This window comes from Flavobacterium sp. HJ-32-4 (genome assembly GCF_022532105.1).
GTDB lineage: Bacteria > Bacteroidota > Bacteroidia > Flavobacteriales > Flavobacteriaceae > Flavobacterium.
In genome coordinates this window covers 2,647,876-2,674,288 of sequence record NZ_CP092832.1, presented here as the reverse complement: position 1 = coordinate 2,674,288, position 26,413 = coordinate 2,647,876, and the positions used below count along the sequence as shown (strand labels likewise).

Here is a 26,413-nt window from a genome sequence, read left to right as displayed (position 1 = left end):
TATGAAAACCACCATCGCCCACTCCTTTGAACTCATCGAACGCACACCCCGTGTGCTGCACGCGCTCTTGTCGGGCCTGTCAGACGACTGGACCCACCGCAACGAAGGCGCCAACACCTGGACCGTGAAAGAGGCCATCGCCCACCTTATCGTATGCGAAGAAACCGACTGGCTGCCCCGTATCCGTGTGATACTGTCAGACGGGCCCGATCGTACGCTGGCACCAATCGACATGGAAGCGCACTTCGCGCTTGCGCAACAGCATTCTATGGAGGAGTTGCTGGCCGAATTCCAACGCCTGCGCACCGAAAGTATAGCCGAATGGCAGCGGTTTGCCCTCACCGAAGCCGACTTCACCCGTTCGGCCCGCCATCCGCGCATCGGCGAGGTCACCCTCGGGGAACTCCTCGCCACCTGGGTCGCCCATGACCTCAGCCATCTGGCCCAGATCGCCCGCATCCTGGCGCGGCAATACAAGGAGGAAGTGGGCGCGTTTCGGGCGTATTTGGGGATAATGGGGGGGTAGAAGTTCGGGAGTTGGGAAGATCGGAAGATCGGAAGATGGGGAAGATCGGGAGATGGGAAGTGGGGAAGACCGACGGTGAGTGACCTTCTTTTCTTCGGTATGATTGGTTCGTAAGAACAAATTTTCTCGCTAGTACTTGGTACTGCCCACTGCTCACCGCTCACCGCCCACTGCTTACTGGCCACTGCTCACCGCCACTGCTACCCGCCGGTTACCACTGCATGATCCGAATCCCGACCTGATGGTCTTTGATTGCAAACTCCTTCGCGCCCCAGGGCCGAAGGGTCACTTTATCCAAATTGGGATGGAGCAGGTGAGGGTGGGAGGCTGCCACTTTCGCATACACTTCTTCTATGTTTTCGGTTTCAAGCCGCAACTCCGGATAGTGTTCGTTCGCCAACGCCTCATCTTCGAACACCATCAAGACCAGGCCGTCCTTTTCCAATACGCAAAAGGGTGGCGAAGTATGGCGGTCTTCATGCCCGATCGCAAACCCCAAACAATCGACAAACAGGATCAGCCCATCGGACAGGCGGGTGTAGAAAACGCTGGGAATTAATTTGGTGAAGGTCATGGGGTTGTTTAGGTTAATGCCCCCTTCTGAGGTAGGCGGGGTAAGTAAGAGAGAGTAAGCATCCGCGGGAGCAAGGGCCGCTTTCGCAACGCCGTGTTAGTCGAAACGGTCTCGTTTTCGTTTCGCAATATAGTAAAGTCCGGTTACGACCAACCACGTGAGCAAGCAGTCATAAAACAGGTTGGGGATGGTCCAGCCTGAATTGGGAATATCATTACCACGTAACCAAAATTGCCCATAGAATTTGAAGGGAAAGCCGATGTCAAGCTTGTAGGTTTCCTTCGCCCCATAATAATGAAACGGAATGATTTGGGCCAGTACCGTCAGGAAGGAAATCGAGAAAAACACGAGAATAGACAGGGCGGTGCCTGACAGAAGGAGCTTTGATCGGTTTTGGTTATTCATAGTAGAGGGAAAGTAAGAGCGAGAGTCTCGTGGCTCGCGGGATATCGGTAGGACATGGCGTGTAGTTGAGAACGGCTTTTACCGATGTATGTTATCCGATGCGACATCTCGGATTTATGTTCTTACCGAATCCGTGAGTGTCAATGATACGAAAACTACCTCGATTACCCTGCGTTTATATTTTGATTCAAAGTTTCGCCGTATAATCCCAACACTCGTAATTCCTTATGTTCATTAAATCACTCAATCAAGTCAGAGTGAATAGATTCTCTGACGCTCTTTCAATGCTGATAACACCTTCCACTCGCATTCGTCGTCATTCGCTTGCATTGTGCCCCTTTTTTTGTTGTGCCGGAACATTGCACTGCGGCCGAACGAGTCGTTGATTCGGTGGCGTTGTCGTTCGTTTCGGCCGAGGGCGCACTCGTGGTTGAGGACTTACGGACAGGCGCTGTTTCGGGTTTACAAACTTTACACGCCACGTAGCCCTGGTTGAGCGCCTCCGTCAGGCTAATGCTGATAGATGATTGTCGTAAATACGAACAATCTTCCCGATGGTATTTCTCTCCTGTTTTCGTGATATAAACCGTCTGGGAGTGTACGGACTGGATCGTCAGAACGAACAGAAGTAAGAAGAAGAACTTTTTCATGTTTGATAGTTAAAAAAGGTTAACGCGAAAAAAATCCATCCACTGGCGTTAGCAACTCGTCCTTTGGAGGAGTTTAAGCCTCAACCACCCCCCAACACCTTCTCCTTTTCCCTCGCAAATTCCTCATCCGACAACACACCCGAATCGTGCAAATCCTTCAACGATTTCAGGATCTCCACTTTCTTTCCGCTGTCGGCGCCGGTGGTGGTTTGGGTCGAATGGGTCAATGTTTGGTTGTTATAAATGTGCAGGTTGGAGCCGTTGTCCGAAAGACACGCCCAAAGCAACGACCCGATCCAGCCGAGGCCGGTCCAACCCAAAAGAAAGTTGACCAGCGCAATCGGTAGCTTGTTTTTACTCTGTCGCGAAAACGCTACGATAGTGGGAATAAAGTAAAGCGGTAATCCGATGATCGTAAGTAAGAGGAGTTCTTTCACGCCAAATTCTCCCAAGGCGATAAACAAGGGTACGTACATGGTGGTTTTGGTTAGGTCAGCGGCTTGGGGCAAGCGCTCCGAAGCTTCTCAAATATAAGCCATTTCAAGCCATCTCCCTAACGTTTCCCGACCACTACACCCATTTCAACGGTGAACAACATAGGGGTGCGTAGAAATACGGGGGAAGGAACCATGAACCATGAACCATGAACCATGAACGATGAATGAAGCGTAACTAATGATGAATGACCGTTAACTATCAACTCATATCGCCGGAGAAAGGTATACCGGAATGGTCGCGATCCATTTCTGCATCCCAGTATGAAATAAGGGAAGGAGTAGTTTTGGCGCAGGAGTTGCGAATGTCGGAAGATCGTAACCTCTTAACTAGCGATCTACTTATTGCTTTCTGTATCCCTCGCAGCCTTTAAAAATTCTAAGGCCATGTCAAACGGATTTCTTGGTGAGCGTCCAAAATCAAAATTATGATGAAAAGACCTCATTGAAAACTCATAGTTCAAATTGAACTCAGATTTTGCAAGGATGGCAATGTAGCGCCCTTCGTAAAAATCGGCAACGTTTCGGTTATAGCGGTATAGTTTTAAGAATATCTGCGACATATAAAACGCAAATATCGAAATCATCAACCGTACGGAAATCGTCGTAAATTTACCGTAGTAGTCATACGAGTCTTTCTTCTTTCTGATAGACGAAATTTCTTGTTGTCTTTGTAGAATTTTATCAGTACTCGTGGCTTCAACCGTTTGTACAATTTGATTTCTTTGCGCCAATATTCGATTAAGTTCCGGGTCTACCTTTTTTCCTTGTTTGACCAAAGCTTCAATCTTCAATTCAGTTTCGTCCCATCTTCGTTTTAAATCGGAATAAATCCATTTTCTTCCCTCACAGTACTGCTTCAGATACTGCTCCTTCAATTGAGCCTCAGTTGTTCGAAGGAAAGTTTCTTCCTTTTTTTCCTCATCTAGTAAAGCAATGTCCGCTGCATGGTAAAAAACTATTGCACCAATACTGAGTATGAAAAGCGTTAGCAAGATCATTATGACTGCATTCAACTTGGCACTTTGTGTTTTCCTTTCTAATATCCTTAAAACGGATTCTACAGATTCTTTGGTAGGTTGGCTGGATTCAGATTTTACATCCGTTGAACTTGGTGAAAAAGTCGCCCCTGACGCCAGGGCGTTTTTACTTTGACTATTATTGTAGATAATAAACGGGACAGTGATTGCTCCAACTAGTATAACAATGAGGATGCTTTCGAACATAAAATAGACTTTTCAGTATAAGAAGGGGCACAACGCAAACTGTGCAAAACGCACGAAGACATCAATAACAAATATCGGTAACGTCGTTTAATAATCGATGTAACCAGTAGTCTCAGTATTCAAACGTACAAAACCGCCCTTCATCTTGTTAACGTTTCCCGACCACTACACCCATTTCAACGGTGAATGACATGGGGGTGCGTAGAAATACGTGGAGTTAGGAGTTAGGGGACAGGAGACAGGAGATAAGAGTTGGTGAAGGAACTATGAACTACGAACTACGAACCATGAACCATGAACCATGAACCATAAACCAATTTGCAAACAAACAGGAATAATTAGCGAACGAGTACAAATAAGTAGCGAACAAGCGCGAAGTAATTGCGAACGAGCACGAAGTAATTGCGAACACGTGCGAAGTGAAAGCAAACAAGCACGAAGTAATAGCAAACAAGCGCGAACTAACAGCGAAGGAGTCCCGTTTAGTAGGCAGTGGGCAGTCGCAGAAGTAGGCAGTGGGAAGTGGGCAGTGGTCCTTCCCGGCGAGACATAGCACCATTACACACACCGGGCCAAAAAAGAACTGATTGGCCCACTGGTATTTCGAGCGCAGCCGAGAAATCCATTAGTCTCGGATGAATCCGTCATCCCGAGCTATGCGAGGGACCTTTCAAGTTGCAGTCGCAGAAGCGGGCAGTAGTCAGTAGTTAGTAGTCCGTGGTGGCACGCGTCCCCATCCGCTAGTTCGTAGGCCCCGGCGCTTCCCCACCCTTCCATTTGAAAGGAGGAAATCGTCATTCCGAGCGCAGCGAAGGAATCCCGTTTAGTAGTCCGTCTAAGTCGCTCCAGTACTCAGGCGCTCAGGGACTAGTTATTCCGCTCTACCTTGTCATCCCGACGCAGGAGGGATCCCATCCAGTCGCAGTCTCGTAGCTCCCCAGTTCCTCAGTTGCTGAACTCCAATTTCGTACATTAGCATCCACAACCTCTAGCCGGATCATGAAACGGTACTACCTGCTATTCACGTGGCTTCTCACACAGGCGCTCTTCGGTCAGGAGGCTCTTGTGACGGAATTTATGGCCGGGATACACCGCGACTTCGGATACCGCGATGACGAGTATATGGCCGTATTCAATGAAAGTCTGGCCCCAGACAGTCTTACGTTCGAGATGGAAAAGCTCGACAAGCGACTGTTGTTAGACAAATACCCAGATTGTCCGTTCGGCCTGCTTCCCGGTCTTGAGGCGGTTCAGACTGTCAAGTGGGAAAATTTTGCCCTGCCGTATGTTAGGATCATCAACGAATCGTATCAGGCAGATCGTAGCAGGAGTCCGGAGTTTCAAGCCTACAAGACGCACTTTGCCTTTTCCTATCCGGTCTTTTCACCGGATCGTAAGTACGGTTGGATCTACGTCGAGACCGTACGCACCAACAGAATGACAAGTGCCGTGTTGCTGTATGTAAAAGAGAAAGGACACTGGCGACGATTGCACGAGTTCGCGTCTCATCGGGGATGGTTTAGGGTGATGAATCATTGACAGTCGTAGGCAGTGGTCAGTGGTCAGTAGTCAGTGGTTAGTAGTCAGAAGTCATTCGCTGTAGTCGGCTCAGGCGCTCAGGCGCTCGGGGACTCAGGGACTAACAAGCTCACGGACTCCAAAGACCCAAACCACACATCAACCCTGCGTTTCACATTAACTTAACACTAACTTAACATTGCCCCGATACCTTTGCCCCGTCAAAAAACTGAATATGGCATCCCTTAACAACATTTTCCAGTTCTTCGTCCCGAAAGACAAGACCTTTTTTCCCCTGTTTGAAAAAGCGACCGCAAACCTCATCCTGATGGCCAATGCCCTCCACGAGGTGGTCAACCTGCCGGCGAATGAACGGAACGCGTTGTTCCAGAAAATCGAAGAGTATGAAGCCATTGGTGAGGATATCGCCAAGGAAGTCAACCTCCAGCTCAGCACGAATTTCATCACGCCATTCGACCGGGAAGACATCCACGCACTGATTTCGGCCATCGACAACATCGCCGGAAACATTTACGGTGCGTCAAGCCGGATGCGTCTCTACCATGTCGACAAAATCACGAAATCGATCCGCAAGCTCACCGAGATCGTACTCGAAGCCTGCCAGCAAATCGACGGTGCTGTCAAAGAACTCGAAAACCTGAAGAAAGTCAAGCGCATCAAAGAAGCGTGCAACCGTATCTATAAACTCGAAAACAAATCCGACACCGTATACGACAAGGCCGTCGCCGACCTGTTCGAAAACGAAACGGATGTGAAGAACATCATCAAGTACAAAGAGGTGCTGTCGGTGCTCGAAACGGCTGCCGATAAGTGCAAAAGCGTCGCCAACGTGATGGAGTCCATCGCTGTGAAGCACTCTTAATCCCCCGCGCATGACGATTCTCATCATCATCATCATACTGGCACTCGTCTTTGATTACATCAACGGGTTCCACGATGCAGCCAACTCGATCGCAACGATCGTGGCGACAAAAGTACTGACGCCCTTCCAGGCCGTATTATGGGCCGCCGCCTTCAACTTCGCCGCTTATTTCATCTCTAAATACTGGATCGGCGAATTCAAGATCGGCAACACCATCGCAAAATCAGTCGACGAACAGTTCATTACACTCGAGGTCATCCTGGCCGGACTCATCGCCGCGATCATCTGGAACCTCGCTACCTGGAAACTCGGTATTCCTTCCTCTTCCTCACACACCCTCCTCGGAGGCTTCATGGGTGCCGCCCTGGCCCACGCCGGCGCGCTGTCGGTAGGTGGGGTAGATGTGGTGAATTACGCCAAGGTCGTACCGACGTTCCTGTTTATCTTCTGTGCACCGCTTCTCGGACTCGTGATCGCGTATTTCGTCACCGTCCTTATCATGCACATCTGCCGAAAGGCGAACTTCGGAAAGGCCGAACAATGGTTCAAACGCCTGCAATTGGTGTCGTCGGCACTCTTCAGTCTCGGACACGGTGGCAACGACGCCCAGAAAGTAATGGGTATCATCGGTGCAGCCGTTATTTGTTATAAGGTTCAGATTGAGAACGACGCCGCATTCCTGGCCGCAGAATCAGACGCCCGTTTCAAGATGTTCGTAGCCGATGGCTTCTGGTGGTGGGTACCGCTGGCGAGTTTCCTGGTCATCGGACTCGGAACGCTGAGCGGTGGCTGGAAGATCGTCAAAACCATGGGGTCGAAGATCACTAAAGTAACACCGCTGGAAGGCGTAGCGGCAGAAACAGCCGGTGCGGCTACCTTATACATCACGGAACATTTCGGTATTCCGGTATCTACTACGCACACCATCACCGGTTCTATCATCGGGGTAGGGATTACCAAACGCGTATCGGCCGTCCGTTGGGGCGTCACCCGTAACCTTTTGGTCGCATGGATCCTGACGATTCCGGTATCGGCTTTGTTGGCCGGAGTTATCTACGGTTTGATCAGCCTGTTTTAAACACACCAAAACAAATGAATAGGGAAGACACCGCACATCGCGGTGTTTTTTTATGCCTGCAATAATTCCAACAGGCGCCGGACGGTTTTCTGGTTGCGCATCGTTCCCTTAACACCCAACTTGCGTTCGATGACGGCATTGGTCAGTTTGGTGCTGCCGGCTCCTTCCGCGTAGCAGACATAGATCACCTTGCCCTGAAGTGTATATTCATCGCGACCGAAGTCGATTTCCGCCAACGCCGATACACCCGCATCGTCAGGTAATGTCAGCAGGAAACCGAAATACGGATTCACATCGTCCGGTTCCGTATGATACGGATTTGCCGCCAGAGCCTGGGCTACATCAGCCGCTGTCAAGACCATCACCGCGACATCCAAACTAAAATGGTCACGTATCAATTGCGCGATGCGCTCCTGCCAGTCCAACGCGGTACCTTCTGCCGAGAACAGCACATTACCGCTTTGGATATACGTAGTCACCCCTGAAACAGGGAGGGTTTGCATCGCCCCACGAAGCGCGTCCATCTTCAGGACGGTGCCGCCTACGTTCACCGCGCGCAGCAGGGCTACGAAACGGGTCATTTCCGCAGGAATAATTCGACGTAAACCGGTAAGTGGTCGGAAGGGTAGTGGCAGTTCTTCGAATCGCTCAACACCGCATATTTCTTAACCGCAATATCCTCCATGCTGGTGAAGATATAGTCGATCAACAGTGTAACCGGTTTGTTGAACTCGAAGTTGTTGAACGTCCCATCGGGTCCGAACGGAAGGGTCTCCGACACGGCTTTCGAATCGTTCATTTTGGAGGAAATATAACGATACGCCTTCGATTTGGTTTCGGAATTGAAATCACCCGTCAGGATCACCGGATAATTCTCGACATTGACCTCGCGGATGGTTTTCCAGATCAGCTTCACGCTGTTGTCGCGGGCCACCTCGCCGATGTGGTCTAGGTGGGTATTGAATACATAGACTTTTTTCTTGGTCTTCAGGTTTTCGAAGAGCCCGTACGTACAAATCCGTTCGAGGGCCGCATCCCAACCCTTGGAGGCAACCTCGGGTGTTTCCGACAGCCAGAAGGTCGATTCGCGCAGTACGCGGTATTTCGAGGCATCGTAAAAAATCGCACTGAATTCGCCCTGTGTAGGCGTATTGTCGCGCCCGCGTCCGATGTAGTTGTATTCCACCAACGTACTGTCGAGGTACATCAACTGCCGGATTTTGCCCTCCTGTGTGCCCATAAAGTCAGGATGGTAAAACTTCACCTGCCGGGCCAGGAACTCCTTTCGCAGGTCCCATCGGTTTTCACCGTCCGACGCAATGTCAAGACGAAGGTTGTAGGTCATCACTTTTACATCCTGTGCCTGAACGGAAAGGCCGCACAACACGAGCAGTATACGGTAAAAGAACGTTTTCATTGTATTGGATTTGGCATGTAAAAATAACGAAAATCGAGTGCTAAAGTTGAAGAAGCTGTATTTTAGCGCTATGGCAGACGACAACTATTTGAAAGCGAAGCGGATATTTTCCCAACACGCCCAACTCTACCGCGACCGTTTCTGGGACGTATCGCGATACGCGGGCTCGTTGTCGTGTTTTGCGGCCTCCTTACCCAAGGGCGCGCGTGTGCTCGAACTAGGCTGTGGACCCGGAAACGTCACGGCCTTCCTGCTCGAACGCTATGCGGATCTGACGATCTATCCCACCGACTTCTCCCCGGAAATGGTGGCATTGGCCCAACAGGAAAATCCGTCCTGCGAAGCGAGCGTATTCGACGTGCGGCAGCTTGCTTCCTGGGAACGCCCGGTGGAAGGTATCCTTTCCGGTTTCGTCATCCCGTACCTGAACGAAGCCGACACCCGAACCTTCCTGAAAGAGGCAGCGGACGTGCTTCCTGCAGGCGGTATGCTCTATGTCAGTGGTATGGTAGAAAATGCCACCCAGCAGTCGGGTGAGCGCACGAATTCGCAGGGCGATGTCTTATATATGTATTACCATCGATTGTCGGACCTGTTGGATTGGGTGCAGGAAAGCGGTTTCCATGTCACCTTCCAAACCGTTGATTATTACCCGGCAGGTGATGGCACGACCACCAGTGATTGCGCGATCGTGGCGCGGAAGATTACAGCATAACCTTGGCCACGAGAAACTGATCGGACAGGCGTTCGTATTCAAATGACATTGCCACGTACGTGCTGGTATACAGGTCTTCCGGACGCCACACCTCAAGTTCAATATCAAAGACCATCAGCACGCCGGCACGAAAGCCATACGCCTCCAGCACCTCTGGATCAATCGAGAACGCCCGGCTGAAATGCACGCCGTTGGTTTCGAGTTTCCGCACGCGCTCACGGAAGTCGGCCTCATCCGAAAGGAAATGCAGCGCACCCTCCTCCCGATCCTGGAAGATATACAGTTCGCCGGGCCCCTGTAGGCATTTCAGTTGCAGGTCGTTGAAGAGCTGGTCACGCGCAAAGTTGAAAGAGGTCGCATTCATGGCGTTGTTTTGGTATGAAAGTACGCCCGACGGCTCCGGATGCTGTTATACAATCCGCTGCGATGCTTCCATCCGGCGGGCGTGGCAGATGTAAGATCCGCGGGGGAAGTTGTAAAGGACGGTCGCCGCTATTCGGGTAATTTGCAGAAAAATACGTATCCTATGAACAGTATCGATGCCCAAACTACCGACGCCAAATTTGACGACCTCGCCGGAAAGGAAGCCCGCGAAAAAATACGCGAACTCGCCAAGAAAGCGGGCGTTTGTTTTTTCTGTACGAACATCCGTTCCGGACAGGCTTTTTCGGTTCGCCCGATGGGGCAGGAGGAGATTGACGAAAACGGACACCTCTGGTTCCTGAGCGCGTCTGACAGCCACAAAAACGCCGAACTCGAAGCCGATCCGGCCACGCAGTTGCTCTTCCAGGGCGGCGATTATACACCGTTTATGACCCTTTACGGACACACCCGTATCTCTACCGACCGTAGCCGTATCGAGGCGCTGTGGGACGCCACCATGAAGAACTGGTTTACCGGCGGCAAGGATGATCCACGCATTACCGTGTTGGAATTCGTGCCTACCGAAGGCTATTACTGGGACACCCAAAATGGCAGCCTCGTGGCCTTTGCGAAGATTGCGTTTGGGGCGTTGACGGGACAGACGTCCGATGATTCGGTGCAGGGAAGCCTGGCACCTTAAAAAAAAACTCCGGCTTGACGGCCGGAGTTTTTTGGTATAAGACAAGGGGCGTTTACGCCTCTTCTTTTTGGCCCATCATCATGAGATATGCCTTCAGGAATTCGTCTATCTCCCCGTTGAGCACGCCTTCGGTGTCGCTGGTTTCATAACTCGTACGCACGTCTTTCACGAGTTTGTACGGATGCAGGACGTAGTTCCGGATCTGCGAGCCCCATTCGATTTTCTTCTTATTGGCCTCGATTTCATCGCGCAACGCCTGCTTCTTCTTCAACTCAATTTCATAGAGCTGCGATTTCAGGAGCTGCATCGCTTTTGTTTTGTTGTCAAGCTGCGAACGCGTTTCCGAGTTCTCGATGATGATACCGGTAGGGTGGTGGCGGAGACGTACCGCGGTTTCCACCTTGTTGACGTTCTGCCCGCCTGCCCCCGACGAACGCATGGTTTCCCATGAAATATCCGACGGGTTGATCTCGATTTCGATGGTGTCGTCGGCGAGCGGGTATACATACACCGACACAAACGACGTGTGCCGCTTGGCGTTGCTGTCGAAAGGCGAGATCCGCACCAGACGGTGTACCCCGTTTTCCCCTTTCAGGTACCCAAACGAATAATCGCCTTCTATTTCAAGCGTCACGGTTTTCACACCGGCAACTTCGCCCTCCTGGTAGTTGAGTTCCTTGACTTTATAGCCGCTCTTTTCAGCCCACATCATATACATCCGCATCAGCATACTCGCCCAGTCGCAGCTTTCGGTGCCACCGGCTCCGGCTGTGATCTGCAATACGGCGCTCATACTGTCGCCTTCATCCGAAAGCATGTTCCGGAATTCGATGTTTTCGATATGGGAATTGGCGGCGTCATAGGTGGCGTCGAGTTCTTCTTCCGACAGTTCGCCTTCCTTGAAGAAATCATAGGCCAGTTGCAACTCGTCGGCCAGCATGACCGCTTTTTCATAGTCGTCGACCCATTGTTTCTTCGACCTCAGGGTTTTGACATGGAGTTCCGCCTGTTTCGGGTTGTTCCAAAAATCGGGTGCCAGCGTTTTTTCTTCTTCGTTGGCGATTTCGATGCGTTTGGCATCTACGTCAAAGATACCTCCTCAGCGCTCCGAGGCGCTCTACAATACCTTTGACTTGTTCGGTATTTGTCATAAATTCACGTACTTTTGTGGGTGCAAAAATAGCACTAATAAGGCGATTATCCGACAGGCGTTCGCGTGTTTTTCCCAAACCGACGGCGCTTCACACGATAATCGGACGATGTGACCCCTAAATGGAAATCAACCTCGTAAGCGACACCGTAACCCGGCCTACTCCCGACATGCTGCAAGCCATGTTTCGGGCGAAGGTAGGGGATGACGTATACAAACAAGATCCTACTGTCAACGAACTCGAAGCGCGTGTGGCCGCTATTTTCGGGATGGAAGCCGCGCTCTTCTTTCCCTCCGGCACCATGGCCAACCAGGCGGCTATCAAACTCCTGACCCAGCCGGGAGATGAACTCATTGCGGATAAATACGCCCACGTCTTCAATTACGAAGCGGGTGGCGTGGCGTTCAACAGTGGGGTGTCGTGTCGTTTGGTCGACGGACACCGGGGTATGATCACGGCCGAACAGGTGCGGGAAGCCATCAATCCACCCGACTTTTACCACAGCCCGTTCACACGGTTGGTATGTGTGGAGAATACCACCAACAAAGGCGGTGGCGCCTGCTACGATATGCAGGAACTCGTGCGGATACGACAGGTATGCGACGAACACCAGCTGAAGTTCCACCTCGACGGTGCCCGTTTGTGGAACGCCCTTGTCGTGAAACGCGACAATCCTAAGACATACGGTACTTTGTTTGATACGATTTCGGTTTGCCTGTCAAAAGGATTGGGCGCACCGGTGGGGTCGTTGTTGGTATCGGATGCCGACACCATACAGCGGGCCCTTCGCATCCGGAAAGTACTCGGTGGCGGGATGCGGCAGGCAGGCTATCTGGCCGCAGCCGGACTTTACGCACTCGACCATCACGTGGCCCGTCTGGCGGAAGACCATCGGCGCGCGCGGGAAATCGCGACCTTATTGGGCACGGTAGACTGGGTAGGGAAGGTAGAGCCGGTGGAGACGAACATCGTCATCTTTTCGTTGGCAAACGGACTGGATGAAACGAAATTCCTGCAGGTATTGAAAGAGCGCAATATCCACATCAGCTCATTGGGAAAAGGAAAATTACGCATCGTAACACACCTTGATTACAAACAGGTTATGCACGATTATGTGTTAGAGACGTTTAAACGGATATCCATCCGTTCCCATCCTGCTTAAAACAGACCCGGAATAGGAGGAAGGCCTTCTTTTGCAGCAGCGGCCACTTCCGATTCATGAATAGCGGTGGCTTTTGCGATGGCTTTATTCAATACCAATACAAGGTAATCTTCCAACTGCTCCTTATCTTCCAATAACGCATCATTGACAGACACCGATCGGATCTCCCGGTTGGCGGTAATCGTAACGCTGAGAAGTCCGTCAGCGCTCTTTTCCTCGACCATTACCGTGTCAAGGCGTTTCTTGGTTGCCTCCACTCTTTTTTGGGCGTCCTGCAGTTGGCCCATCATTCCCATAAGCTCACCGAACATAGTACGTTGTTTTGCTTCCAAAATTACTAAATTGCGCGTTTAGCCTGTCGCACATGAACCGTATTTTATATTGCACCCTTCTTTTATGTATTTTCGCCCCGTGCCAGGCGCAACAAATATCCACTTACATGCCACAGAAAACCCCTGCACCGGTTGCAAAACGCATCGCACACCGGCTTGAGAAACACGGAGATGTCCGAATCGATGACTACTATTGGCTGAACGACCGCGAAAACCCCGAGGTGATTGACTACCTCACACAGGAAAACGCCTATTACGAAGCCGAAACCGCCCACACCAAAGAATTCCAACAGCGCCTTTTCGAGGAAATGAAAGCGCGTATAAAGGAAGACGATGCGTCGGTACCTTATTTCTATAATGACTATTGGTATATCACCCGTTTCGAGAAAGGAAAAGACTATCCTATTTATGCCCGTCGCAAGGGAACCCTCGAAGCACCCGAGGAAATTCTGTTTGACTGCAACGAACTGGCCAAAGGCCACAGTTTTTTCCAGATGGGCGTGGTGACCGTGAGTCCGGATAACAAAACCGTCTGTTTCGCCACCGATGTCGTCGGACGCCGGATTTATACCATCCGTTTCAAAAACCTCGAAACCGGTGCCATCCTGCCGCAGGAGATCACTACCACCACGGGAAGCGCGGTTTGGGCGAACGATAACAACACGGTTTTCTTTACGCGCCAGGACGAACAGACCCTGCGGTCGGACCGTGTGTTCCGCTACCGGCTCGACACGAATGAGGAAGTAATGGTCTATCAGGAGAAAGACGAGACCTTTTCGCTTGATATTGCGAAGTCGAAATCGCGTAAATACCTGATGATCGAATCGGAGAGCACGCTCACGAGCGAATACCGTATCCTTGAAGCCGACCATCCGGAAGGGACGTTTCGCGTGTTCCAACCGCGGGTGCGCGGCGTCGAATATGAGATTTCTCATTATGGGGATGCGTTTTACATCCGTACCAATAAAGATAAAGCCGAGAACTTCAAACTGATGAAGACGCCCGAAACCGCCACGGGCAGTGACCATTGGAAAGAAGTCATTCCGCACCGCGCCGAGACCCTGCTCGAGAGTTTCCTGATTTTCCGGGATTACCTGGTGGTCGAGGAACGCACGAACGGACTCGCGATGTTGCAGATCCGTCCCTGGAACGGTACACCGTATTACCTGCCCTTCGACAATGAAACGTATACCGCATCGAGCAGTACCAATCCGGAATTCGATACGGAAATACTGCGCTACAGCTACCAGTCGATGGCCACGCCTTCTTCGGTGATCGATTTCAACATGCGCACTCACGAGAAGGTCATTAAGAAAGAGCAACCGGTGTTGGGCGACTTCGACAAGAACCGCTACCACGAAGAACGGCTGTGGGCGACGGCGGCCGACGGAACCCGTATTCCGATGTCGGTGGTCTATCGCAAGGGACTCGAACGGAATGGTAAGAACCCGTGCCTGTTATACGCCTACGGTTCCTATGGCTACTCGATGGATCCGTATTTCTCGTCAACGCGGTTGTCGTTGCTTGACCGTGGCTTCATCTATGTCATCGCGCACATCCGGGGTGGGGAAGAGTTGGGTCGCCGTTGGTACGAAGACGGGAAGTTGCTCAAAAAGAAAAACACCTTCACCGACTTTATCGACTGTTCGAAATTCCTGATTGCCGAAAAGTATACCTCGGCTGACCATTTGTATGCGGAAGGCGGTTCGGCAGGCGGACTGCTGATGGGCGCAATCATCAATATGGCACCGGAACTGTACCGCGGTGTCATCGCCCAGGTGCCGTTTGTGGATGTCGTGACCACCATGCTTGATGACAGTATCCCGCTGACCACCGGGGAGTATGACGAATGGGGCAATCCGAACCAGAAGAAGTACTACGAGTATATGAAGTCGTATTCGCCCTACGACAATGTTCGCGCGCAGGCGTATCCCAATTTATATGTATCGACCGGCCTGCACGATTCGCAGGTGCAGTATTGGGAGCCCGCCAAATGGGTGGCGAAATTGCGAACGCTGAAAACAGACCATAATAAGTTGTATCTTGACACCAATATGGACGCCGGGCACGGCGGTGCATCCGGTCGTTTTGAAGCCCTGAAAGAGCTCGCCAAGGAATTCAGTTTTTTGTTAGATTTGGAGGGAATAAAGGGATAGTATAAAAATAATTGTTACCTTTGCGAGGTTCCGAATTGGGTCGAAACCGTTCGCGGCATGCTTTTTTAACTTTATGTATGAAAGAAGAGATAAGAGCTTACGATAACGTTCTGGCTTTGATTGGCAATACACCCCTTATACGCCTGAACACTATCACCAGCCCGTATAAAGGAAACTTCTACGCTAAGGTCGAAGCCTTCAACCCGGGACATTCCACCAAAGACAGGATTGCCCTGTACATTATAGAAGAAGCGGAAAAAAAAAGGGATCCTCACACCAGGCGATACCATCATTGAAACCACTTCGGGCAATACAGGCTTCAGCTTGGCTATGGTGAGTATCATCAAGGGATATAACTGTATCCTGGCGGTAAGCTCAAAGTCCTCCAAAGACAAGATCGATATGTTGCGCAGCCTCGGCGCCAAAGTATATGTTTGCCCTGCAAACGTGTCGGCCGATGACGAGCGTTCCTATTATAGCGTAGCCAAAAGGCTGCACGAAGAAATTAAGGGTTCGATCTACATCAACCAGTATTTCAACCAACTCAATATCGACGCCCACTACAAAACCACCGGTCCTGAAATCTGGGAACAGACCAACGGCAAGATCACCCATTTGGTGGCGTGCAGTGGTACCGGCGGTACGATTTCTGGTGCGGCGAAGTACCTGAAAGAACAAAACCCGAATATCCGTATCCTGGGTGTTGATGCCTTTGGTTCGGTATTGAAGAAATACCACGAAACCAAAGAATTCGACGCCGATGAGATTTATCCGTACCGCATCGAAGGGTTGGGTAAAAACCTGATTCCCACGGCAACGGATTTCGACATCATCGACCAGTTCACCAAAGTAAGCGATGAAGAAAGTGCCCACATGGCACGCGACATCGCGAAGAAAGAAGGGTTGTTTGTCGGCTATACCTCAGGTGCCGTCATGCAGGCCATCAAACAGTATGCAGAAGAAGGCGCTTTCGACGAGAACAGTAATGTCGTTGCCATCTTCCCTGACCACGGTTCGCGCTATATGAGCAAAGTCTTCTCAGACGAGTGGATGAGCGAACAGGGGTTCTTCGACAGCGTCAACGCGGAAGAAGCGCAGAAAATCGAGTTTATCAAATAATTTTTCCTGATAGATAGTTGAAAAAACTCTGGAGGCGACTCCGGAGTTTTTTTGTTATGGCCGTTTGTGTAGTTTGAAAATGCTCACAAGCGCATCCGGATGGTCGGGTTCACCGCTCCAAATCGAGTAGTAATCTCCCGTAAAGGAAACCAGGCCGTAATAGTACACATCGCCTTTGCGACTGAGGTTCTTGCGCACCTCGTTATTGCTTTTGATGAAATACAGCCGGAAGGTGCCGTCTCCCATAGGCTTGAGCTCACACTGGGAAGTGGTGCCGTCAGAAAAGGTCTCCGTCCATCGGTCAGAGGTAATACGAACGTTGACGGGGCTGGGTGGTGTACTGCCAAGGTCCATATAATAGAAATCGCCTCCTTTAAAGAACGTCTGTATTTCGGCAGACGACAATTGGGTAGGAGGAATTCCCTGAACGCGCTCCCATTCACCATTCAGGCTCCGTTTGTCAAACCCGGCAAGCGCCTTCTGGAAAGAAGGACATACCTTCTGAAGTCGCAGGAACACGCGGTTGAAAGCGGCTTGTGCCTGTTCGTCGGTACGGAGTTTTTGCTGGCGTAGAAAGTTCGGTATATGGCGTTCCATGAGTACCTGCACCTTCGTCGAATCGTCATAGTGGTGGATGTTATCGAAGCTCTTGCACATGGCCGTAGCGAGCGAGTCTATTTGTTTATCGCTTTGCGAGAATCCCAAAAACGATATCGATAAAAGCAGGAAATACAGGGAAAGGTGACGCGACATCACTTAAAATTCTGCGAACTGAAGTTTACTTAGGTTTTGGTAGAGTCCGTTTTCAATCGCCATCAATTCACTGTGTGTGCCCTGCTCGACGATTGTGCCTTTGTCTAGTACGAGTATCTGGTCGGCCGTGCGGATGGTCGAAAGCCGGTGTGCGATGATGAGGCTGGTACGTCCTTCCATCAGGGTTTCCAACGCTTCCTGCACCAGTTTTTCACTTTCACTGTCGAGCGAAGAGGTGGCTTCGTCCAGAATCAGGATGGCCGGATCTTTGAGGATGGCGCGCGCAATCGCGATACGCTGACGTTGTCCACCCGAAAGTTTTACGCCGCGTTCGCCCACCAGGGTGTCGAGTTTTTCAGGGAAGGATTCAATAAACGAATAGGCGTTGGCTTTTTTTGCTGCCGCGATGATGTCTTCGTCTGACGCACCGGGTTTGCCATACGCGATGTTCTCACGGATGCTTCCCCCAAAGAGGATGACATCCTGCGGTACGATCGACATATTGCCGCGCAAATCTTCAAGGCTGTACTCGCGGATGTCTTTGCCGTCGATCCGGATGGTGCCGCCCGTTACATCGTAAAAGCGCAGCAGCAGCGACGAAATCGTCGATTTGCCCGCGCCGCTGGGTCCGACCAACGCGATCTTCTGTCCGAAACGCGCATCGAAGGCTACGCCCGCCAACACCTCTATCTCGGGCCGGGAAGGATAATGGAAACGGACGTTTTCAAAAGTAACATCGCCCCGCAGGCGTATGCCTTCCGCAACGGAACTTTCCTCTGGTGTTTCTTCCAACAGTTCAAAAACCCGTTCGGTGGCACCAATCGCTTTCTGGATCTGGGCATATAACTCTGCAATCCCGCCAAAGGCCACGCCAAGGTAACTGGAATACAAAACAAAGGTTACCAGGTCTCCTACGCCGCCATCACCCGATATACTCAGGATGACGCCATACCACACCACGGCCACGACCGATCCGAAGAGGCAGAAAATGATGAAGGAGGCGAAATACCCACGGTACTGTCCGCCCTTTATCGCGATGCGCACGATTTCCCGGATCTTCCCGGCATAGCGTGCGGCCTCATAGACTTCGTTGGCAAAGGCCTTGACGATGCTGATGCCCTGAAGGGTCTCTTCCACGATGACCTGGCTGTCGGCCACCGCGTCCTGTGCTTTCTTCGCATATTTCCGGATGAAGCGCGCGAAGATGACCGCAGCCACTGCCACTACCGGCACGATGCACAACATCATGAGCGTCAGTCGGGGGTTCAGGATAACCAGCAGGATCACACTTCCGATAATAAGGATGAATTGCCGGAGGAACTCGGCGATGGTTGTCGCCAGGGTATCCTGTATCTGCGTGATATCGGCGCTGATCCGCGAATTGAGTTCACCCACACGGGTTTGTGAAAAGAACGCCATCGGCAAACGGATCAGGCGGTTGTAAAGCGAAATACGGATGTTCGCGAGGGTATTCTCGGTAAAGTTGACGAACAACGACAACCGGAAGAACGAAAAGAACGACTGCAGCACCAAAATGCCCAATAACGTCAATCCGATGGTATTGGCCATATCGGCATCTTTTTCCGAAATACAGTTCACCAGTTTGCCAAAAAACCAGGGGAAGGCGAGGGCCGAGCCTCCGGTTAGCAACAGGAAGACCAATCCGACGTAGAATTTCCAGCGGTGCGATCCAGAGTAGCGGAAGATGCGGAACGTATGTTTCAGGGAAGAAGAAGTGACCTTCGCTTTAGGGAGGTCATTGTCGACACGACGAGGTGGCATGGGTAGTTTTTTGTAAAGATACGGTAGAATCGTGGATGCTTCCAAGCTATGGGATAGTTTAGTCGCAGTCTCAGTCGCAGGAGTGGGCAGTTGGCAGTGGGCAGTTGGCAGTGAGCAGTAGCAGTCTCAGTCTCAGTCGCAGTCGCAGGAGTGGGCAGTTTGCACTAGTCAGTAGTTAGTAGACAGTGGTCAGTGGAGCTCAATTCCTCAGTTCCTCAGTTCCTCAATTTCTCAGTTCCTCCGTTACTCAGTTTCTCAGTTACTCAGTTACTCAGTTACTCAGTTGCTCAGTTGCTCAGTTGCTCAGTTGCTCAGTTACTCCCCACTACGCCCATCCTTCAAAGCTCCGCTTTGAGAATCAAAACAAGGCTCCGCAATATTCGAAAGTACACTTTCTCTATTGCGGAGCCTTGTTTTGATTCATTCGTGATCGCAGCAGGATTCGAACCTGCGACCGCCTGCTTAGAAGGCAGGTGCTCTATCCAGCTGAGCTATGCGACCGAAAAAAGTGGTGCAAATATAAGCGGATTAATCGAATGCCGCAACCTGCGGGGTATTTTCCGCCTTCCGCCAGAATACTACTCAGAATTGACAAAATACTATGCGGGCGATTGTTGTGCTCTTCGTAAGTTCGTTATCAGCTATTTAACCAACCTAATCTAGTATCATGAAACGTAGTATTGCAGTTATTTTTGCCCTCACCAGTGCGTGGTCGTGGGGCCAGAAAAACCTGGTTCGGAACGGCGGTTTTGAAGGATCGGCCGACAATTGGCGCGGAGAAGGCGTCATCATCAACTCTTTTGACCGCCACGACGGCAACAGTGCCGGCATGATCAACCAGTTTACCGGCGGCGAGTGGAAGGGCATCGACCAGATCCTCACGGTGCCAAAGGATTGCTACGCCATGGATTTTGGCGTCTGGATGAAAGCCGACAACATCGAAGGCGGTAAAGACCCGTGGAATGCCGGCGTCATGACGGTGGAGTTACTCACGGCAGGGGAGACAAGTATCCGCTATGAAGGGGTCGCAACGGCGCTCGGTTCTACCGGCTGGGTATATTACCACAAAAGCCTGGTGCTTCCCGCCGAGGCCAAAAAGATCCGTATTATACTGGCACTCGCGCAAACCAATGGCTCGTTGTTATTCGACAACGTAAGTGCCGTAAGCTATTCGGTGGCGGAATTCGAGAAGATGAAGGAGGAAGAACGGAAAGCGGCGAAACTGGCTGCACAATCGTTCCGCAACGGCAGTTTTGAAATGGGAATGGAAGGATGGCGCGGCGGGGCCACCATTGTCAACAATCCGGTGAAGGAAGGCGCTGCGGCCGTGTCGATCACGTCGTCACAACCAGTGTGGGCGGGTATCGACCAGCCGGCCTTTGTCCCGGAAGGAAGTAAAAGGGTAAAGGTGTCGGGTTGGCTGCGCGCGCAGTCGATCGTTCGCGGAAAAGAAACCTGGAACAACGGTGTCTTCATCATCGAACTGACCAAAGATGGCACGAACAAAGCCATCGATGACCAGATGATCGGATCGGTGGTCGGTGATAGCGATTGGACCTATTTTGAAAAAGAACTAGACCTGCCGGCAGGCGCCGAGCAATTCCGTCTCCTGCTCGCGCTCAGCAGTGCTACCGGCACGCTATATGCCGACGACATACGCGTGACCTTCTCGAAGTAAACGCAATAGGTAGTAAAAACAAAAACTCCCTCGACAGGTGTCAGGGAGTTTTTTAATTTCCATTTCTTAGTCGGGGTGGCAGGATTCGAACCTGCGACCTCCTGGTCCCAAACCAGGCGCGATAACCGGGCTACGCTACACCCCGAAGGAAATCAGTAAAGTGGCATTGCTGCCTCCGGATAAACCGGCATTTTGTCGGGGTGGCAGGATTCGAACCTGCGACCTCCTGGTCCCAAACCAGGCGCGATAACCGGGCTACGCTACACCCCGAAAAAAGAGCGGAGAGACTGGGACTCGAACCCAGGCGACGGTTACCCGCCGACAGATTAGCAATCTGCTCCGTTACCACTCCGGCACCTCTCCATTCCTGCTTTTCAAACAGACATTCTGTTTTAAAGCGGTTGCAAATGTAAGTGTTCAGTATCGATTTCCCAAACAAAACGGGGCTTTTTTTGGAGGTTACGACCAAAAACGTTAACAATCAAAAGTATAGGGTATGACCGACGCAAAAGGGCAAAAAAAAAAACCGCCGGAAGGCGGAGCAGTGGAGCGCGCTGAAAATCAGGCTTCGTCCATATACGTCTTGGTGCCGTTCGCATCAATATAGTAGCGGCGCCCTTTAACTGCTTTGTCGCGGGCTTCCTTACGGGCTTCGCGTTTCCCTTTTCGGGCCGCTTTCTTATCCTCTTCACGGCTATCGGAAACGGCTTCCGACTTGTTCACAGCAGCCGGTTTTCGATCTGATTTTTCCTTCGACTGGGCGTGGGTCACGGACGCGCAAAGCAAGAGACCGAGAAAGAAGAGTTTTTTCATAGCTTTGTATTTTCCTCCAAGATAGCCATTTAATTTGGTATCCTTTTATAGTATAACGGCGGATTTTTTATTCTATTTCATGCGGCTTCCTTTTTTCTGTATCCTATCCGTCTTTTTACTCTCTTCCTGTGCGACCCGCGTGGCATTGCCTCCTGACGTCCGGGCAGCAGAAACGGGCGAACCTGCCGACACCACGCTCGTAAACGTTTCGGAATACGTAAGCGGCATCGTACTCGACATGAAATATGCGTCTGATGACAATTTCCTGAAAGAGAAAGTGTATGACTGCGCCGAGTGTTACCTGCGGTATGCGACGGTCAAAGCCCTATTGAAAGCGCAGTCGCAGGCAGGACGTTACGGCTACAGGCTCCGGGTTTTCGACTGTTACCGCCCGCATTCCGTGCAACGGAAAATGTGGAAGCTCGTGCCAAATCCTGATTATGTGGCGGATCCCGCAAAGGGGTCGATACACAATAGGGGTGGAGCGCTCGACCTGACGTTGTGTGACAGTACCGGCGTGCCGCTTGATATGGGAACGGCGTTTGACCATTTTGGGCCGGAAGCCTCTCCGTCTTATGACCAATTATCGGAGGAGGTTATAGAGAACCGCCGCAAACTAAGGCGTATCATGAAAAAAGCGGGCTTTCGCCAACTACCGTCGGAGTGGTGGCATTTCAACCTCAAGGGCGCCCGTGAACTTCCGATTTCCGATTTCCGGTGGCCGTGTCCGTGATTACTTTACGCACTTGAGGTAATCGATGAAGTAAGAGGAAGGACCGTATGCTTCTTTCGTCAATTCCGATACCAGCACTTTCTTCATCGGGAAATCAATCGTTTCGGTCGTAAATTTAATCCGTACGATATTGAGGGGTGAGGCCTCGAGGTCTTCGAAATTTCCTTTCAGGAATACAAAACTTCCCGTCAATACCCGTGTGTTCTTTCCTTCTTCCGGAATCGGAATCATGGTGCCGCATGCCTCAGGACCGGCATGAAGCAGGGTGACAATCTTGCCGTTGTCGAGTTGCAGGTAAATCTTTGAGCTTTTATCGAAGCAGGCTGCCTTCATAAAGTCGCTGCTTTTCTGGATGTATTGCACGTTAACCACGGGCGTACCATTGTCCTGCGCCAGCGAAAAGAAGAGATAAGCGGATGACGAACCGAAGTTGCGTTCGTGCATGACATACTCCTTCAAGGACTTATACGTCCCGAGGCTGTCGGTCGCGTTCTGTGTATACGTACAATCGTTCTGGGCGAATACGGCGAGGGGTAGCAGGAGCAAAAAAGCGGCAAGTATACGTTTCATAGAGGCGTCTCGATTTTGGCGCAAAGTAACACAATTTTCCGGTTTGCCTTATCCGTGGTGAAAAACCAATAGTCGGCACCACCGTCGGCAATCTTCCATTTCTTTCGCAACACCTCGACGGTTTCCGGAAAGTTACGTACCGTTACATTGGCTTTCCGTCCTTTCAGGGCCGCCATGTCGGTTTTGGAATACGGCAGTATAGCCCGTAGCGTAAACGTCCTGCCAGGAAAAGGCACTTGCGTATCCGACGTATACAAATGCGAATGGGGTGCGAGTTTCATAAGACTCAGATCGACGGCTAAACGGTCGTGCCCACCCGATTTCAACACAGCGGCGTGGGGTTCATATAGGTATGTGAGCGGGTCGGCATAGGTGATAGGGACCGCCTCGCCATACGGAAATGTAAACGATGGTGTTGGATTACCCAGTGTAACGGCATGCACCCGCGGCGTACCCGATACGTTTTTTTGCAGTACCCAAAGTACTTCCTTTACTTCATTCCCCACGGCGACGACATGGATATCGGTAACGGCGTGCAGTTCGGAGAGTCCGGCCGAAATATCCAGTAACGGTGCCGTTTTGATCAGGATACGCTCTGTGTGCGTAAAGTAAAAATCGAGTAGGGCGGGCACATCGGGCAGGCAGTCCTTCAGGAGAAATACCTTTCCTTTTAGGTCATGCCGTCTTGACGGATCGATGTAAAGCCAGTCGAACGTTCCGGCTTCCGCCAGCCACTCGGTGCTGTCGCGATTGACGCATTGAACGGCACTTCCCAATTGCCGGAAGTTGTGGGCAGACACGGCTGACAGATAGGCGTCTTTCTCGACATGCACCACGGTAGCGACCCGCTGCGAAAAGAAAAAGGAATCGACACCAAAACCGCCTGTCAAATCGGCCAAACGCTGCCCGCTTACCAGTGACGCTTTGTACTGTGCGGTGGCTTCAGACGACGTTTGCTCAACCGAAATGCGCGACGGATATACGATATCCGCGGCATTGAACCAAGTCGGCAGTTTGTCTTTGGCTTTGGTCCGGGCCGTAACCTGCTGCACCAGCGAAGGATGATCGACGTCCGGAAACGGATTGGGTTTCAGTGCCAACGCAGCGGGGTCCGTACCCGTGTGAAGGTGGATGTACGCCTGCACGTCCGGGCGAAGTAACGCACCGAAATCGGTCATAGCCGTCGGGTGAGAAGTTGTACGAGTTGGTTATCGGGGAAAAATTCCTTCGCCACGACTTTAAGCGCCGTGTACAGCGGAACAGCCAATACCATTCCCAAAATACCGAACAGGAAGCCGGCAGCCAAAATCACCAGGAAAATTTCCAACGGATGCGCATTGGTCGATTTGGAGAAAATGATCGGTTGGCTGATATTGTTGTCGATGAACTGGACGACGGAGAAGGCGATCAGCACATAAATCGTAATCGGAAGTGTCTCCGAACGGAAGTCATTACCGATATGGCTCAGCATCGTCAGTAACGCAGCCAGTATCGACGCGATGACCGGACCGATATACGGGATGATATTGAGAATACCACAGATAAACGCGATGATAACCGGATTTTCGATGCCAAAAATCAGCAGTACGATCAAGTACATGACAAAGATAATCAGCAATTGCAGCAGCAATCCGAGGAAATACCGGCTCAGCATGTCGTTGATCTTCTCAACCGAATTGAGGATCTGCTCTTCATGCGATTCGGGTATGAACGCTTTCGCTGCGTTTACGAACAACACCCGGTCTTTGATGAAAAAGAAAGTGATGAACATAACCGAGGCAAGTCCGACGCTAAAGCCGCTGACAGCGCCCAGCACGCCATTGAGGAAATCCGGCACAAAATCCAGGTTGAGTTTCGATGCCACACCCGTCTGGCTGGCGAGCTTCGACCCGTCAATGCCATATCCTTCAAGGAAAGCGCTGAACTGTGTCCACAGCAGGGTGGCGCGTTGTTGCAGTTCGGACGGACTCAACGCCGACAGGTTTTTACCCTGCGATGAGATCAGCGGAATGAACATATAGACAAACAGGGCCACAAATAAAAGGAAAATCGCCAGGGTCGCGATGGTCGCCCCCGTATTCGGCAATTTCAACTTCGTACGGAAGAAGCGGGCAATCGGTTTTCCGATCAGCGACAGCAGCAGGGCGACGAACAGATACAATATGACCGTCTGCAATTCCCAGACTAAATAGAGGAGCAGGGATACCGCAGCCAGTATACCGACTGCCATGACGATGCCCTTTGCGATATGTTTAGCCTGTGGTGCCATCAGTTCGTAAAGGCGTAGTTGATGATATTAGCGCCCATTTTCAGTGCTTTTTCCCGCACCTCGCGCGGGTCGTTGTGCACCTCAGGATCTTCCCAACCGTCGCCGAGGTCACATTCATACGTATACAACAACGCCAGCCGTCCGTCGATGATGATCCCGAAGGCCTGGGGGCGTTTGCCGTCGTGTTCGTGGATTTTCGGGAGCCCGTTTGGAAAGGAAAAGGGTTTCTGGAAGATGGGATGGTTGGCCGGAAGTTCCACCAATTCGCGATCGGGGAACACCTTTTTGAATTCCTTACGGATGTATTGGTCCATGCCGTAATTGTCATCAAAGTGGATAAAGCCTCCGCCGAGGAGAAAGGCCCTCAGGTTCTGCGCTTCCGCGTCGGAAAACACAATGTTTCCGTGCCCGGTTGCATGCACAAAAGGATACGACAGCAAATCCGGACTTGACAATTCGACCGTAGCGGGTTTCGCCTTCAGTCGCGTACCGATTGACTGGTTGCAGAATTTGACCAAATTGGGAAGCGACGTAGGATTGGCGTACCAATCACCACCGCCACTGTATTTGAGCAGTGCGACTTCCTGTGCCGACGAGAGGCCGGCTACTAATAGGAACAGCGCAACAAAAAGCCTTTTTTTCATTCGTTCAAAACCGTAAAAGTGTGACACGCGACCAATGCAGCCGTTTCGGTGCGCAGGCGGGTGTTGCCCAAAGATACGGGAAGATATCCGTTTGCCAGCGCGAGTTGTATTTCTTTAGGGGAAAAATCGCCTTCGGGTCCGATCAGGATGACGGCGTCTTCTCCCGGTTTCAGGGCATTTTTCAACGGATGTTTCTCGTCGTCCTCGCAGTGGGCGATAAAGCGGGCGCCTTCCCGGGCCTGGCTGATAAACTGGCTGAAGGGCATCGCCGGATGTAGTTTTGGTAGGTACGTTTGGTTCGACTGTTTCATCGCAGCTACCACGATTTTCTCAAGTCGTTCCGGCTTTACCACCGTGCGCTCGGAATGGTCACAGATAATAGGGGTAATGGCCTCGATGCCGATTTCCGTCGCCTTCTCGAGGAACCACTCGTAGCGTTCGTTCATTTTGGTCGGGGCCACCGCCAGGTGCAGTCGCGGATGTCGTGGCGTTTCCGTCGTTACCGACACGATGCGCGCTGTACATTTTGTTTCCCGACATTCGATGATTTCCGTGGTGAATAAGCTGCCTAAACCATTCGTAACAAACAGGATATCACCTTCCTTCTTTCGTAATACTTTAGCTATATGGCGACTTTCTTCCTTCTCAAAGGAAAACACCTCGGTAGACGGTTGCAGCGCCGGATCGTAGAACAGTTGCATA

27 protein-coding genes, 4 tRNA genes and 1 pseudogene are annotated in these 26,413 nt (G+C 51.3%); 11 read left to right on the top strand and 21 right to left on the bottom strand.

Translation table 11 applies throughout. The features are described from left to right. Nucleotide 1: 1 nt before the first annotated feature. Nucleotides 2-526 (top strand): DinB family protein, encoded by a 525-nt coding sequence (locus tag MKO97_RS11315; protein ID WP_241103329.1) that lies wholly within the window; start codon nt 2-4, stop codon nt 524-526. 211 nt (nt 527-737) lie between these two features. Here the strand turns inward: MKO97_RS11315 and MKO97_RS11310 are convergent, their stop codons facing one another. The 4 genes from MKO97_RS11310 to MKO97_RS11295 all read right to left on the bottom strand — a co-directional run bounded on the left by MKO97_RS11310 (nt 738) and on the right by MKO97_RS11295 (nt 3,875). After that, nucleotides 738-1,100 (bottom strand): hypothetical protein, encoded by a 363-nt coding sequence (locus tag MKO97_RS11310; protein ID WP_241103328.1) that lies wholly within the window; start codon nt 1,098-1,100, stop codon nt 738-740. A 96-nt stretch (nt 1,101-1,196) separates the two neighbouring features. Beyond that, a complete protein-coding gene (locus tag MKO97_RS11305; protein ID WP_241103327.1) occupies nt 1,197-1,505 on the bottom strand; it encodes a hypothetical protein in 309 nt (102 codons plus the stop codon). A 730-nt stretch (nt 1,506-2,235) separates the two neighbouring features. Next, nucleotides 2,236-2,631, bottom strand: a complete 396-nt coding sequence (locus MKO97_RS11300) for a superinfection immunity protein (protein WP_241103326.1) — start codon at nt 2,629-2,631, stop codon at nt 2,236-2,238. 356 nt (nt 2,632-2,987) lie between these two features. Further along, nucleotides 2,988-3,875 carry a hypothetical protein gene (locus MKO97_RS11295; protein WP_241103325.1) on the bottom strand — a complete coding sequence of 296 codons (888 nt, stop codon included), beginning with the start codon at nt 3,873-3,875 and terminating at the stop codon, nt 2,988-2,990. 999 nt (nt 3,876-4,874) lie between these two features. On the opposite strand from MKO97_RS11295, the gene MKO97_RS11290 reads away from it, so the two are divergent. The 3 genes from MKO97_RS11290 to MKO97_RS11280 all read left to right on the top strand — a co-directional run bounded on the left by MKO97_RS11290 (nt 4,875) and on the right by MKO97_RS11280 (nt 7,354). Further along, nucleotides 4,875-5,414 (top strand): hypothetical protein, encoded by a 540-nt coding sequence (locus tag MKO97_RS11290; protein ID WP_241103324.1) that lies wholly within the window; start codon nt 4,875-4,877, stop codon nt 5,412-5,414. Nucleotides 5,415-5,628: 214 nt separating this feature from the next. Beyond that, on the top strand, nt 5,629-6,276 hold the full coding sequence (locus MKO97_RS11285) for a DUF47 domain-containing protein (protein WP_241103323.1): 648 nt from the start codon (nt 5,629-5,631) through the stop codon (nt 6,274-6,276). A gap of 10 nt (nt 6,277-6,286) precedes the next feature. Then, nucleotides 6,287-7,354, top strand: a complete 1,068-nt coding sequence (locus tag MKO97_RS11280; RefSeq protein ID WP_241103322.1) for an inorganic phosphate transporter — start codon at nt 6,287-6,289, stop codon at nt 7,352-7,354. A 50-nt stretch (nt 7,355-7,404) separates the two neighbouring features. Here the strand turns inward: MKO97_RS11280 and MKO97_RS11275 are convergent, their stop codons facing one another. Continuing rightward, on the bottom strand, nt 7,405-7,935 hold the full coding sequence (locus MKO97_RS11275) for a DUF1697 domain-containing protein (protein ID WP_241103321.1): 531 nt from the start codon (nt 7,933-7,935) through the stop codon (nt 7,405-7,407). Continuing rightward, on the bottom strand, nt 7,932-8,771 hold the full coding sequence (locus tag MKO97_RS11270) for an endonuclease/exonuclease/phosphatase family protein (protein WP_241103320.1): 840 nt from the start codon (nt 8,769-8,771) through the stop codon (nt 7,932-7,934). The genes MKO97_RS11275 and MKO97_RS11270 overlap by 4 nt, the downstream gene beginning before the upstream one ends. Nucleotides 8,772-8,841: 70 nt before the next feature. Between MKO97_RS11270 and MKO97_RS11265 the strand changes: the two genes are divergently transcribed. Then, nucleotides 8,842-9,486 carry a class I SAM-dependent methyltransferase gene (locus MKO97_RS11265; protein ID WP_241103319.1) on the top strand — a complete coding sequence of 215 codons (645 nt, stop codon included), beginning with the start codon at nt 8,842-8,844 and terminating at the stop codon, nt 9,484-9,486. On the opposite strand, the gene MKO97_RS11260 is transcribed toward MKO97_RS11265, so the two are convergent. Beyond that, complete coding sequence (locus MKO97_RS11260; RefSeq protein WP_241103318.1) at nt 9,476-9,850, bottom strand: hypothetical protein; 375 nt, start codon at nt 9,848-9,850, stop codon at nt 9,476-9,478. The two genes, MKO97_RS11265 and MKO97_RS11260, sit on opposite strands and share 11 nt — an antisense overlap. Before the next feature lie 162 nt (nt 9,851-10,012). On the opposite strand from MKO97_RS11260, the gene MKO97_RS11255 reads away from it, so the two are divergent. Then, nucleotides 10,013-10,549: a pyridoxamine 5'-phosphate oxidase family protein gene (locus MKO97_RS11255; RefSeq protein ID WP_241103317.1), complete on the top strand. Its 537-nt coding sequence runs from the start codon at nt 10,013-10,015 to the stop codon at nt 10,547-10,549. A gap of 52 nt (nt 10,550-10,601) precedes the next feature. Here MKO97_RS11255 and prfB read toward each other — a convergent pair. Continuing rightward, nucleotides 10,602-11,700 (bottom strand): peptide chain release factor 2 gene (gene prfB, locus MKO97_RS11250; RefSeq protein WP_241103316.1). Its coding sequence is split into 2 segments (ribosomal slippage): nt 10,602-11,636 and nt 11,638-11,700, totalling 1,098 coding nucleotides; the frame shifts between segments, so codons are not numbered across the junction. A gap of 121 nt (nt 11,701-11,821) precedes the next feature. Here prfB and MKO97_RS11245 point away from each other — a divergent pair. Beyond that, entirely contained in the window at nt 11,822-12,862 is a 1,041-nt protein-coding gene (locus tag MKO97_RS11245; protein ID WP_241103315.1) for a low specificity L-threonine aldolase, read from the top strand. Here MKO97_RS11245 and MKO97_RS11240 read toward each other — a convergent pair. Beyond that, complete coding sequence (locus MKO97_RS11240) at nt 12,859-13,173, bottom strand: YbaB/EbfC family nucleoid-associated protein (protein ID WP_241103314.1); 315 nt, start codon at nt 13,171-13,173, stop codon at nt 12,859-12,861. The two genes, MKO97_RS11245 and MKO97_RS11240, sit on opposite strands and share 4 nt — an antisense overlap. A gap of 128 nt (nt 13,174-13,301) precedes the next feature. On the opposite strand from MKO97_RS11240, the gene MKO97_RS11235 reads away from it, so the two are divergent. Together MKO97_RS11235 and MKO97_RS11230 are read left to right on the top strand one after the other, a co-directional pair. After that, the gene (locus tag MKO97_RS11235; protein ID WP_241103313.1) at nt 13,302-15,350 is read left to right on the top strand and encodes a S9 family peptidase; all 2,049 of its coding nucleotides are present in this window, start codon (nt 13,302-13,304) and stop codon (nt 15,348-15,350) included. Between the two features lie 77 nt (nt 15,351-15,427). Continuing rightward, nucleotides 15,428-16,469: pseudogene (locus MKO97_RS11230) on the top strand (PLP-dependent cysteine synthase family protein). Nucleotides 16,470-16,523: 54 nt separating this feature from the next. On the opposite strand, the gene MKO97_RS11225 reads toward MKO97_RS11230, so the two are convergent. The 3 genes from MKO97_RS11225 to MKO97_RS11215 all read right to left on the bottom strand — a co-directional run bounded on the left by MKO97_RS11225 (nt 16,524) and on the right by MKO97_RS11215 (nt 19,505). Continuing rightward, nucleotides 16,524-17,222, bottom strand: a complete 699-nt coding sequence (locus MKO97_RS11225) for a hypothetical protein (protein WP_241103312.1) — start codon at nt 17,220-17,222, stop codon at nt 16,524-16,526. Between the two features lie 3 nt (nt 17,223-17,225). Next, nucleotides 17,226-19,004: an ABC transporter ATP-binding protein gene (locus tag MKO97_RS11220; protein WP_241103311.1), complete on the bottom strand. Its 1,779-nt coding sequence runs from the start codon at nt 19,002-19,004 to the stop codon at nt 17,226-17,228. A gap of 427 nt (nt 19,005-19,431) precedes the next feature. Further along, a tRNA-Arg gene (locus MKO97_RS11215) sits at nt 19,432-19,505 on the bottom strand. A 166-nt stretch (nt 19,506-19,671) separates the two neighbouring features. Between MKO97_RS11215 and MKO97_RS11210 the strand changes: the two genes are divergently transcribed. Next, on the top strand, nt 19,672-20,682 hold the full coding sequence (locus tag MKO97_RS11210) for a hypothetical protein (RefSeq protein WP_241103310.1): 1,011 nt from the start codon (nt 19,672-19,674) through the stop codon (nt 20,680-20,682). Between the two features lie 70 nt (nt 20,683-20,752). Here the strand turns inward: MKO97_RS11210 and MKO97_RS11205 are convergent. From MKO97_RS11205 to MKO97_RS11190, 4 genes are all read right to left on the bottom strand, one after another. After that, nucleotides 20,753-20,827: transfer RNA gene (locus tag MKO97_RS11205), tRNA-Pro, on the bottom strand. A 50-nt stretch (nt 20,828-20,877) separates the two neighbouring features. Then, nucleotides 20,878-20,952 (bottom strand) — tRNA-Pro (locus tag MKO97_RS11200). 9 nt (nt 20,953-20,961) lie between these two features. Next, nucleotides 20,962-21,045 (bottom strand) — tRNA-Ser (locus MKO97_RS11195). Between the two features lie 198 nt (nt 21,046-21,243). Next, complete coding sequence (locus tag MKO97_RS11190) at nt 21,244-21,495, bottom strand: hypothetical protein (protein ID WP_241103309.1); 252 nt, start codon at nt 21,493-21,495, stop codon at nt 21,244-21,246. Nucleotides 21,496-21,574: 79 nt separating this feature from the next. Here MKO97_RS11190 and ddpX point away from each other — a divergent pair, with 79 nt between their 5' ends. Next, a complete protein-coding gene (ddpX, locus tag MKO97_RS11185; protein ID WP_241103308.1) occupies nt 21,575-22,228 on the top strand; it encodes a D-alanyl-D-alanine dipeptidase in 654 nt (217 codons plus the stop codon). Here ddpX and MKO97_RS11180 read toward each other — a convergent pair whose 3' ends face one another. Genes MKO97_RS11180 through MKO97_RS11160 form a run of 5 tightly spaced genes read right to left on the bottom strand, consistent with a single transcriptional unit; the run spans nt 22,229 to nt 26,412 of the window. Next, entirely contained in the window at nt 22,229-22,798 is a 570-nt protein-coding gene (locus MKO97_RS11180) for a hypothetical protein (RefSeq protein ID WP_241103307.1), read from the bottom strand. Further along, nucleotides 22,795-23,976 (bottom strand): class I SAM-dependent methyltransferase, encoded by a 1,182-nt coding sequence (locus MKO97_RS11175; RefSeq protein ID WP_241103306.1) that lies wholly within the window; start codon nt 23,974-23,976, stop codon nt 22,795-22,797. Before MKO97_RS11175 ends, MKO97_RS11180 begins: the two co-directional genes overlap by 4 nt. Then, nucleotides 23,973-25,067: an AI-2E family transporter gene (locus tag MKO97_RS11170; protein ID WP_241103305.1), complete on the bottom strand. Its 1,095-nt coding sequence runs from the start codon at nt 25,065-25,067 to the stop codon at nt 23,973-23,975. Before MKO97_RS11170 ends, MKO97_RS11175 begins: the two co-directional genes overlap by 4 nt. Continuing rightward, nucleotides 25,067-25,711 (bottom strand): DUF4159 domain-containing protein, encoded by a 645-nt coding sequence (locus tag MKO97_RS11165; RefSeq protein WP_241103304.1) that lies wholly within the window; start codon nt 25,709-25,711, stop codon nt 25,067-25,069. Before MKO97_RS11165 ends, MKO97_RS11170 begins: the two co-directional genes overlap by 1 nt. Then, nucleotides 25,708-26,412: a 16S rRNA (uracil(1498)-N(3))-methyltransferase gene (locus MKO97_RS11160; RefSeq protein WP_241103303.1), complete on the bottom strand. Its 705-nt coding sequence runs from the start codon at nt 26,410-26,412 to the stop codon at nt 25,708-25,710. The genes MKO97_RS11165 and MKO97_RS11160 overlap by 4 nt, the downstream gene beginning before the upstream one ends. Nucleotide 26,413: the final 1 nt, after the last annotated feature.

Bases quoted from the DNA above. Each gene is read 5' to 3' on its own strand.
- MKO97_RS11315 (WP_241103329.1), top strand. From the start codon at position 2: ATGAAAACCACCATCGCCCACTCCTTTGAACTCATCGAACGCACACCC.
- MKO97_RS11310 (WP_241103328.1), bottom strand. From the start codon at position 1,100: ATGACCTTCACCAAATTAATTCCCAGCGTTTTCTACACCCGCCTGTCC.
- MKO97_RS11305 (WP_241103327.1), bottom strand. From the start codon at position 1,505: ATGAATAACCAAAACCGATCAAAGCTCCTTCTGTCAGGCACCGCCCTG.
- MKO97_RS11300 (WP_241103326.1), bottom strand. From the start codon at position 2,631: ATGTACGTACCCTTGTTTATCGCCTTGGGAGAATTTGGCGTGAAAGAA.
- MKO97_RS11295 (WP_241103325.1), bottom strand. From the start codon at position 3,875: ATGTTCGAAAGCATCCTCATTGTTATACTAGTTGGAGCAATCACTGTC.
- MKO97_RS11290 (WP_241103324.1), top strand. From the start codon at position 4,875: ATGAAACGGTACTACCTGCTATTCACGTGGCTTCTCACACAGGCGCTC.
- MKO97_RS11285 (WP_241103323.1), top strand. From the start codon at position 5,629: ATGGCATCCCTTAACAACATTTTCCAGTTCTTCGTCCCGAAAGACAAG.
- MKO97_RS11280 (WP_241103322.1), top strand. From the start codon at position 6,287: ATGACGATTCTCATCATCATCATCATACTGGCACTCGTCTTTGATTAC.
- MKO97_RS11275 (WP_241103321.1), bottom strand. From the start codon at position 7,935: ATGACCCGTTTCGTAGCCCTGCTGCGCGCGGTGAACGTAGGCGGCACC.
- MKO97_RS11270 (WP_241103320.1), bottom strand. From the start codon at position 8,771: ATGAAAACGTTCTTTTACCGTATACTGCTCGTGTTGTGCGGCCTTTCC.
- MKO97_RS11265 (WP_241103319.1), top strand. From the start codon at position 8,842: ATGGCAGACGACAACTATTTGAAAGCGAAGCGGATATTTTCCCAACAC.
- MKO97_RS11260 (WP_241103318.1), bottom strand. From the start codon at position 9,850: ATGAATGCGACCTCTTTCAACTTTGCGCGTGACCAGCTCTTCAACGAC.
- MKO97_RS11255 (WP_241103317.1), top strand. From the start codon at position 10,013: ATGAACAGTATCGATGCCCAAACTACCGACGCCAAATTTGACGACCTC.
- MKO97_RS11245 (WP_241103315.1), top strand. From the start codon at position 11,822: ATGGAAATCAACCTCGTAAGCGACACCGTAACCCGGCCTACTCCCGAC.
- MKO97_RS11240 (WP_241103314.1), bottom strand. From the start codon at position 13,173: ATGTTCGGTGAGCTTATGGGAATGATGGGCCAACTGCAGGACGCCCAA.
- MKO97_RS11235 (WP_241103313.1), top strand. From the start codon at position 13,302: ATGCCACAGAAAACCCCTGCACCGGTTGCAAAACGCATCGCACACCGG.
- MKO97_RS11225 (WP_241103312.1), bottom strand. From the start codon at position 17,222: ATGTCGCGTCACCTTTCCCTGTATTTCCTGCTTTTATCGATATCGTTT.
- MKO97_RS11220 (WP_241103311.1), bottom strand. From the start codon at position 19,004: ATGCCACCTCGTCGTGTCGACAATGACCTCCCTAAAGCGAAGGTCACT.
- MKO97_RS11210 (WP_241103310.1), top strand. From the start codon at position 19,672: ATGAAACGTAGTATTGCAGTTATTTTTGCCCTCACCAGTGCGTGGTCG.
- MKO97_RS11190 (WP_241103309.1), bottom strand. From the start codon at position 21,495: ATGAAAAAACTCTTCTTTCTCGGTCTCTTGCTTTGCGCGTCCGTGACC.
- ddpX (WP_241103308.1), top strand. From the start codon at position 21,575: ATGCGGCTTCCTTTTTTCTGTATCCTATCCGTCTTTTTACTCTCTTCC.
- MKO97_RS11180 (WP_241103307.1), bottom strand. From the start codon at position 22,798: ATGAAACGTATACTTGCCGCTTTTTTGCTCCTGCTACCCCTCGCCGTA.
- MKO97_RS11175 (WP_241103306.1), bottom strand. From the start codon at position 23,976: ATGACCGATTTCGGTGCGTTACTTCGCCCGGACGTGCAGGCGTACATC.
- MKO97_RS11170 (WP_241103305.1), bottom strand. From the start codon at position 25,067: ATGGCACCACAGGCTAAACATATCGCAAAGGGCATCGTCATGGCAGTC.
- MKO97_RS11165 (WP_241103304.1), bottom strand. From the start codon at position 25,711: ATGAAAAAAAGGCTTTTTGTTGCGCTGTTCCTATTAGTAGCCGGCCTC.
- MKO97_RS11160 (WP_241103303.1), bottom strand. From the start codon at position 26,412: ATGCAACTGTTCTACGATCCGGCGCTGCAACCGTCTACCGAGGTGTTT.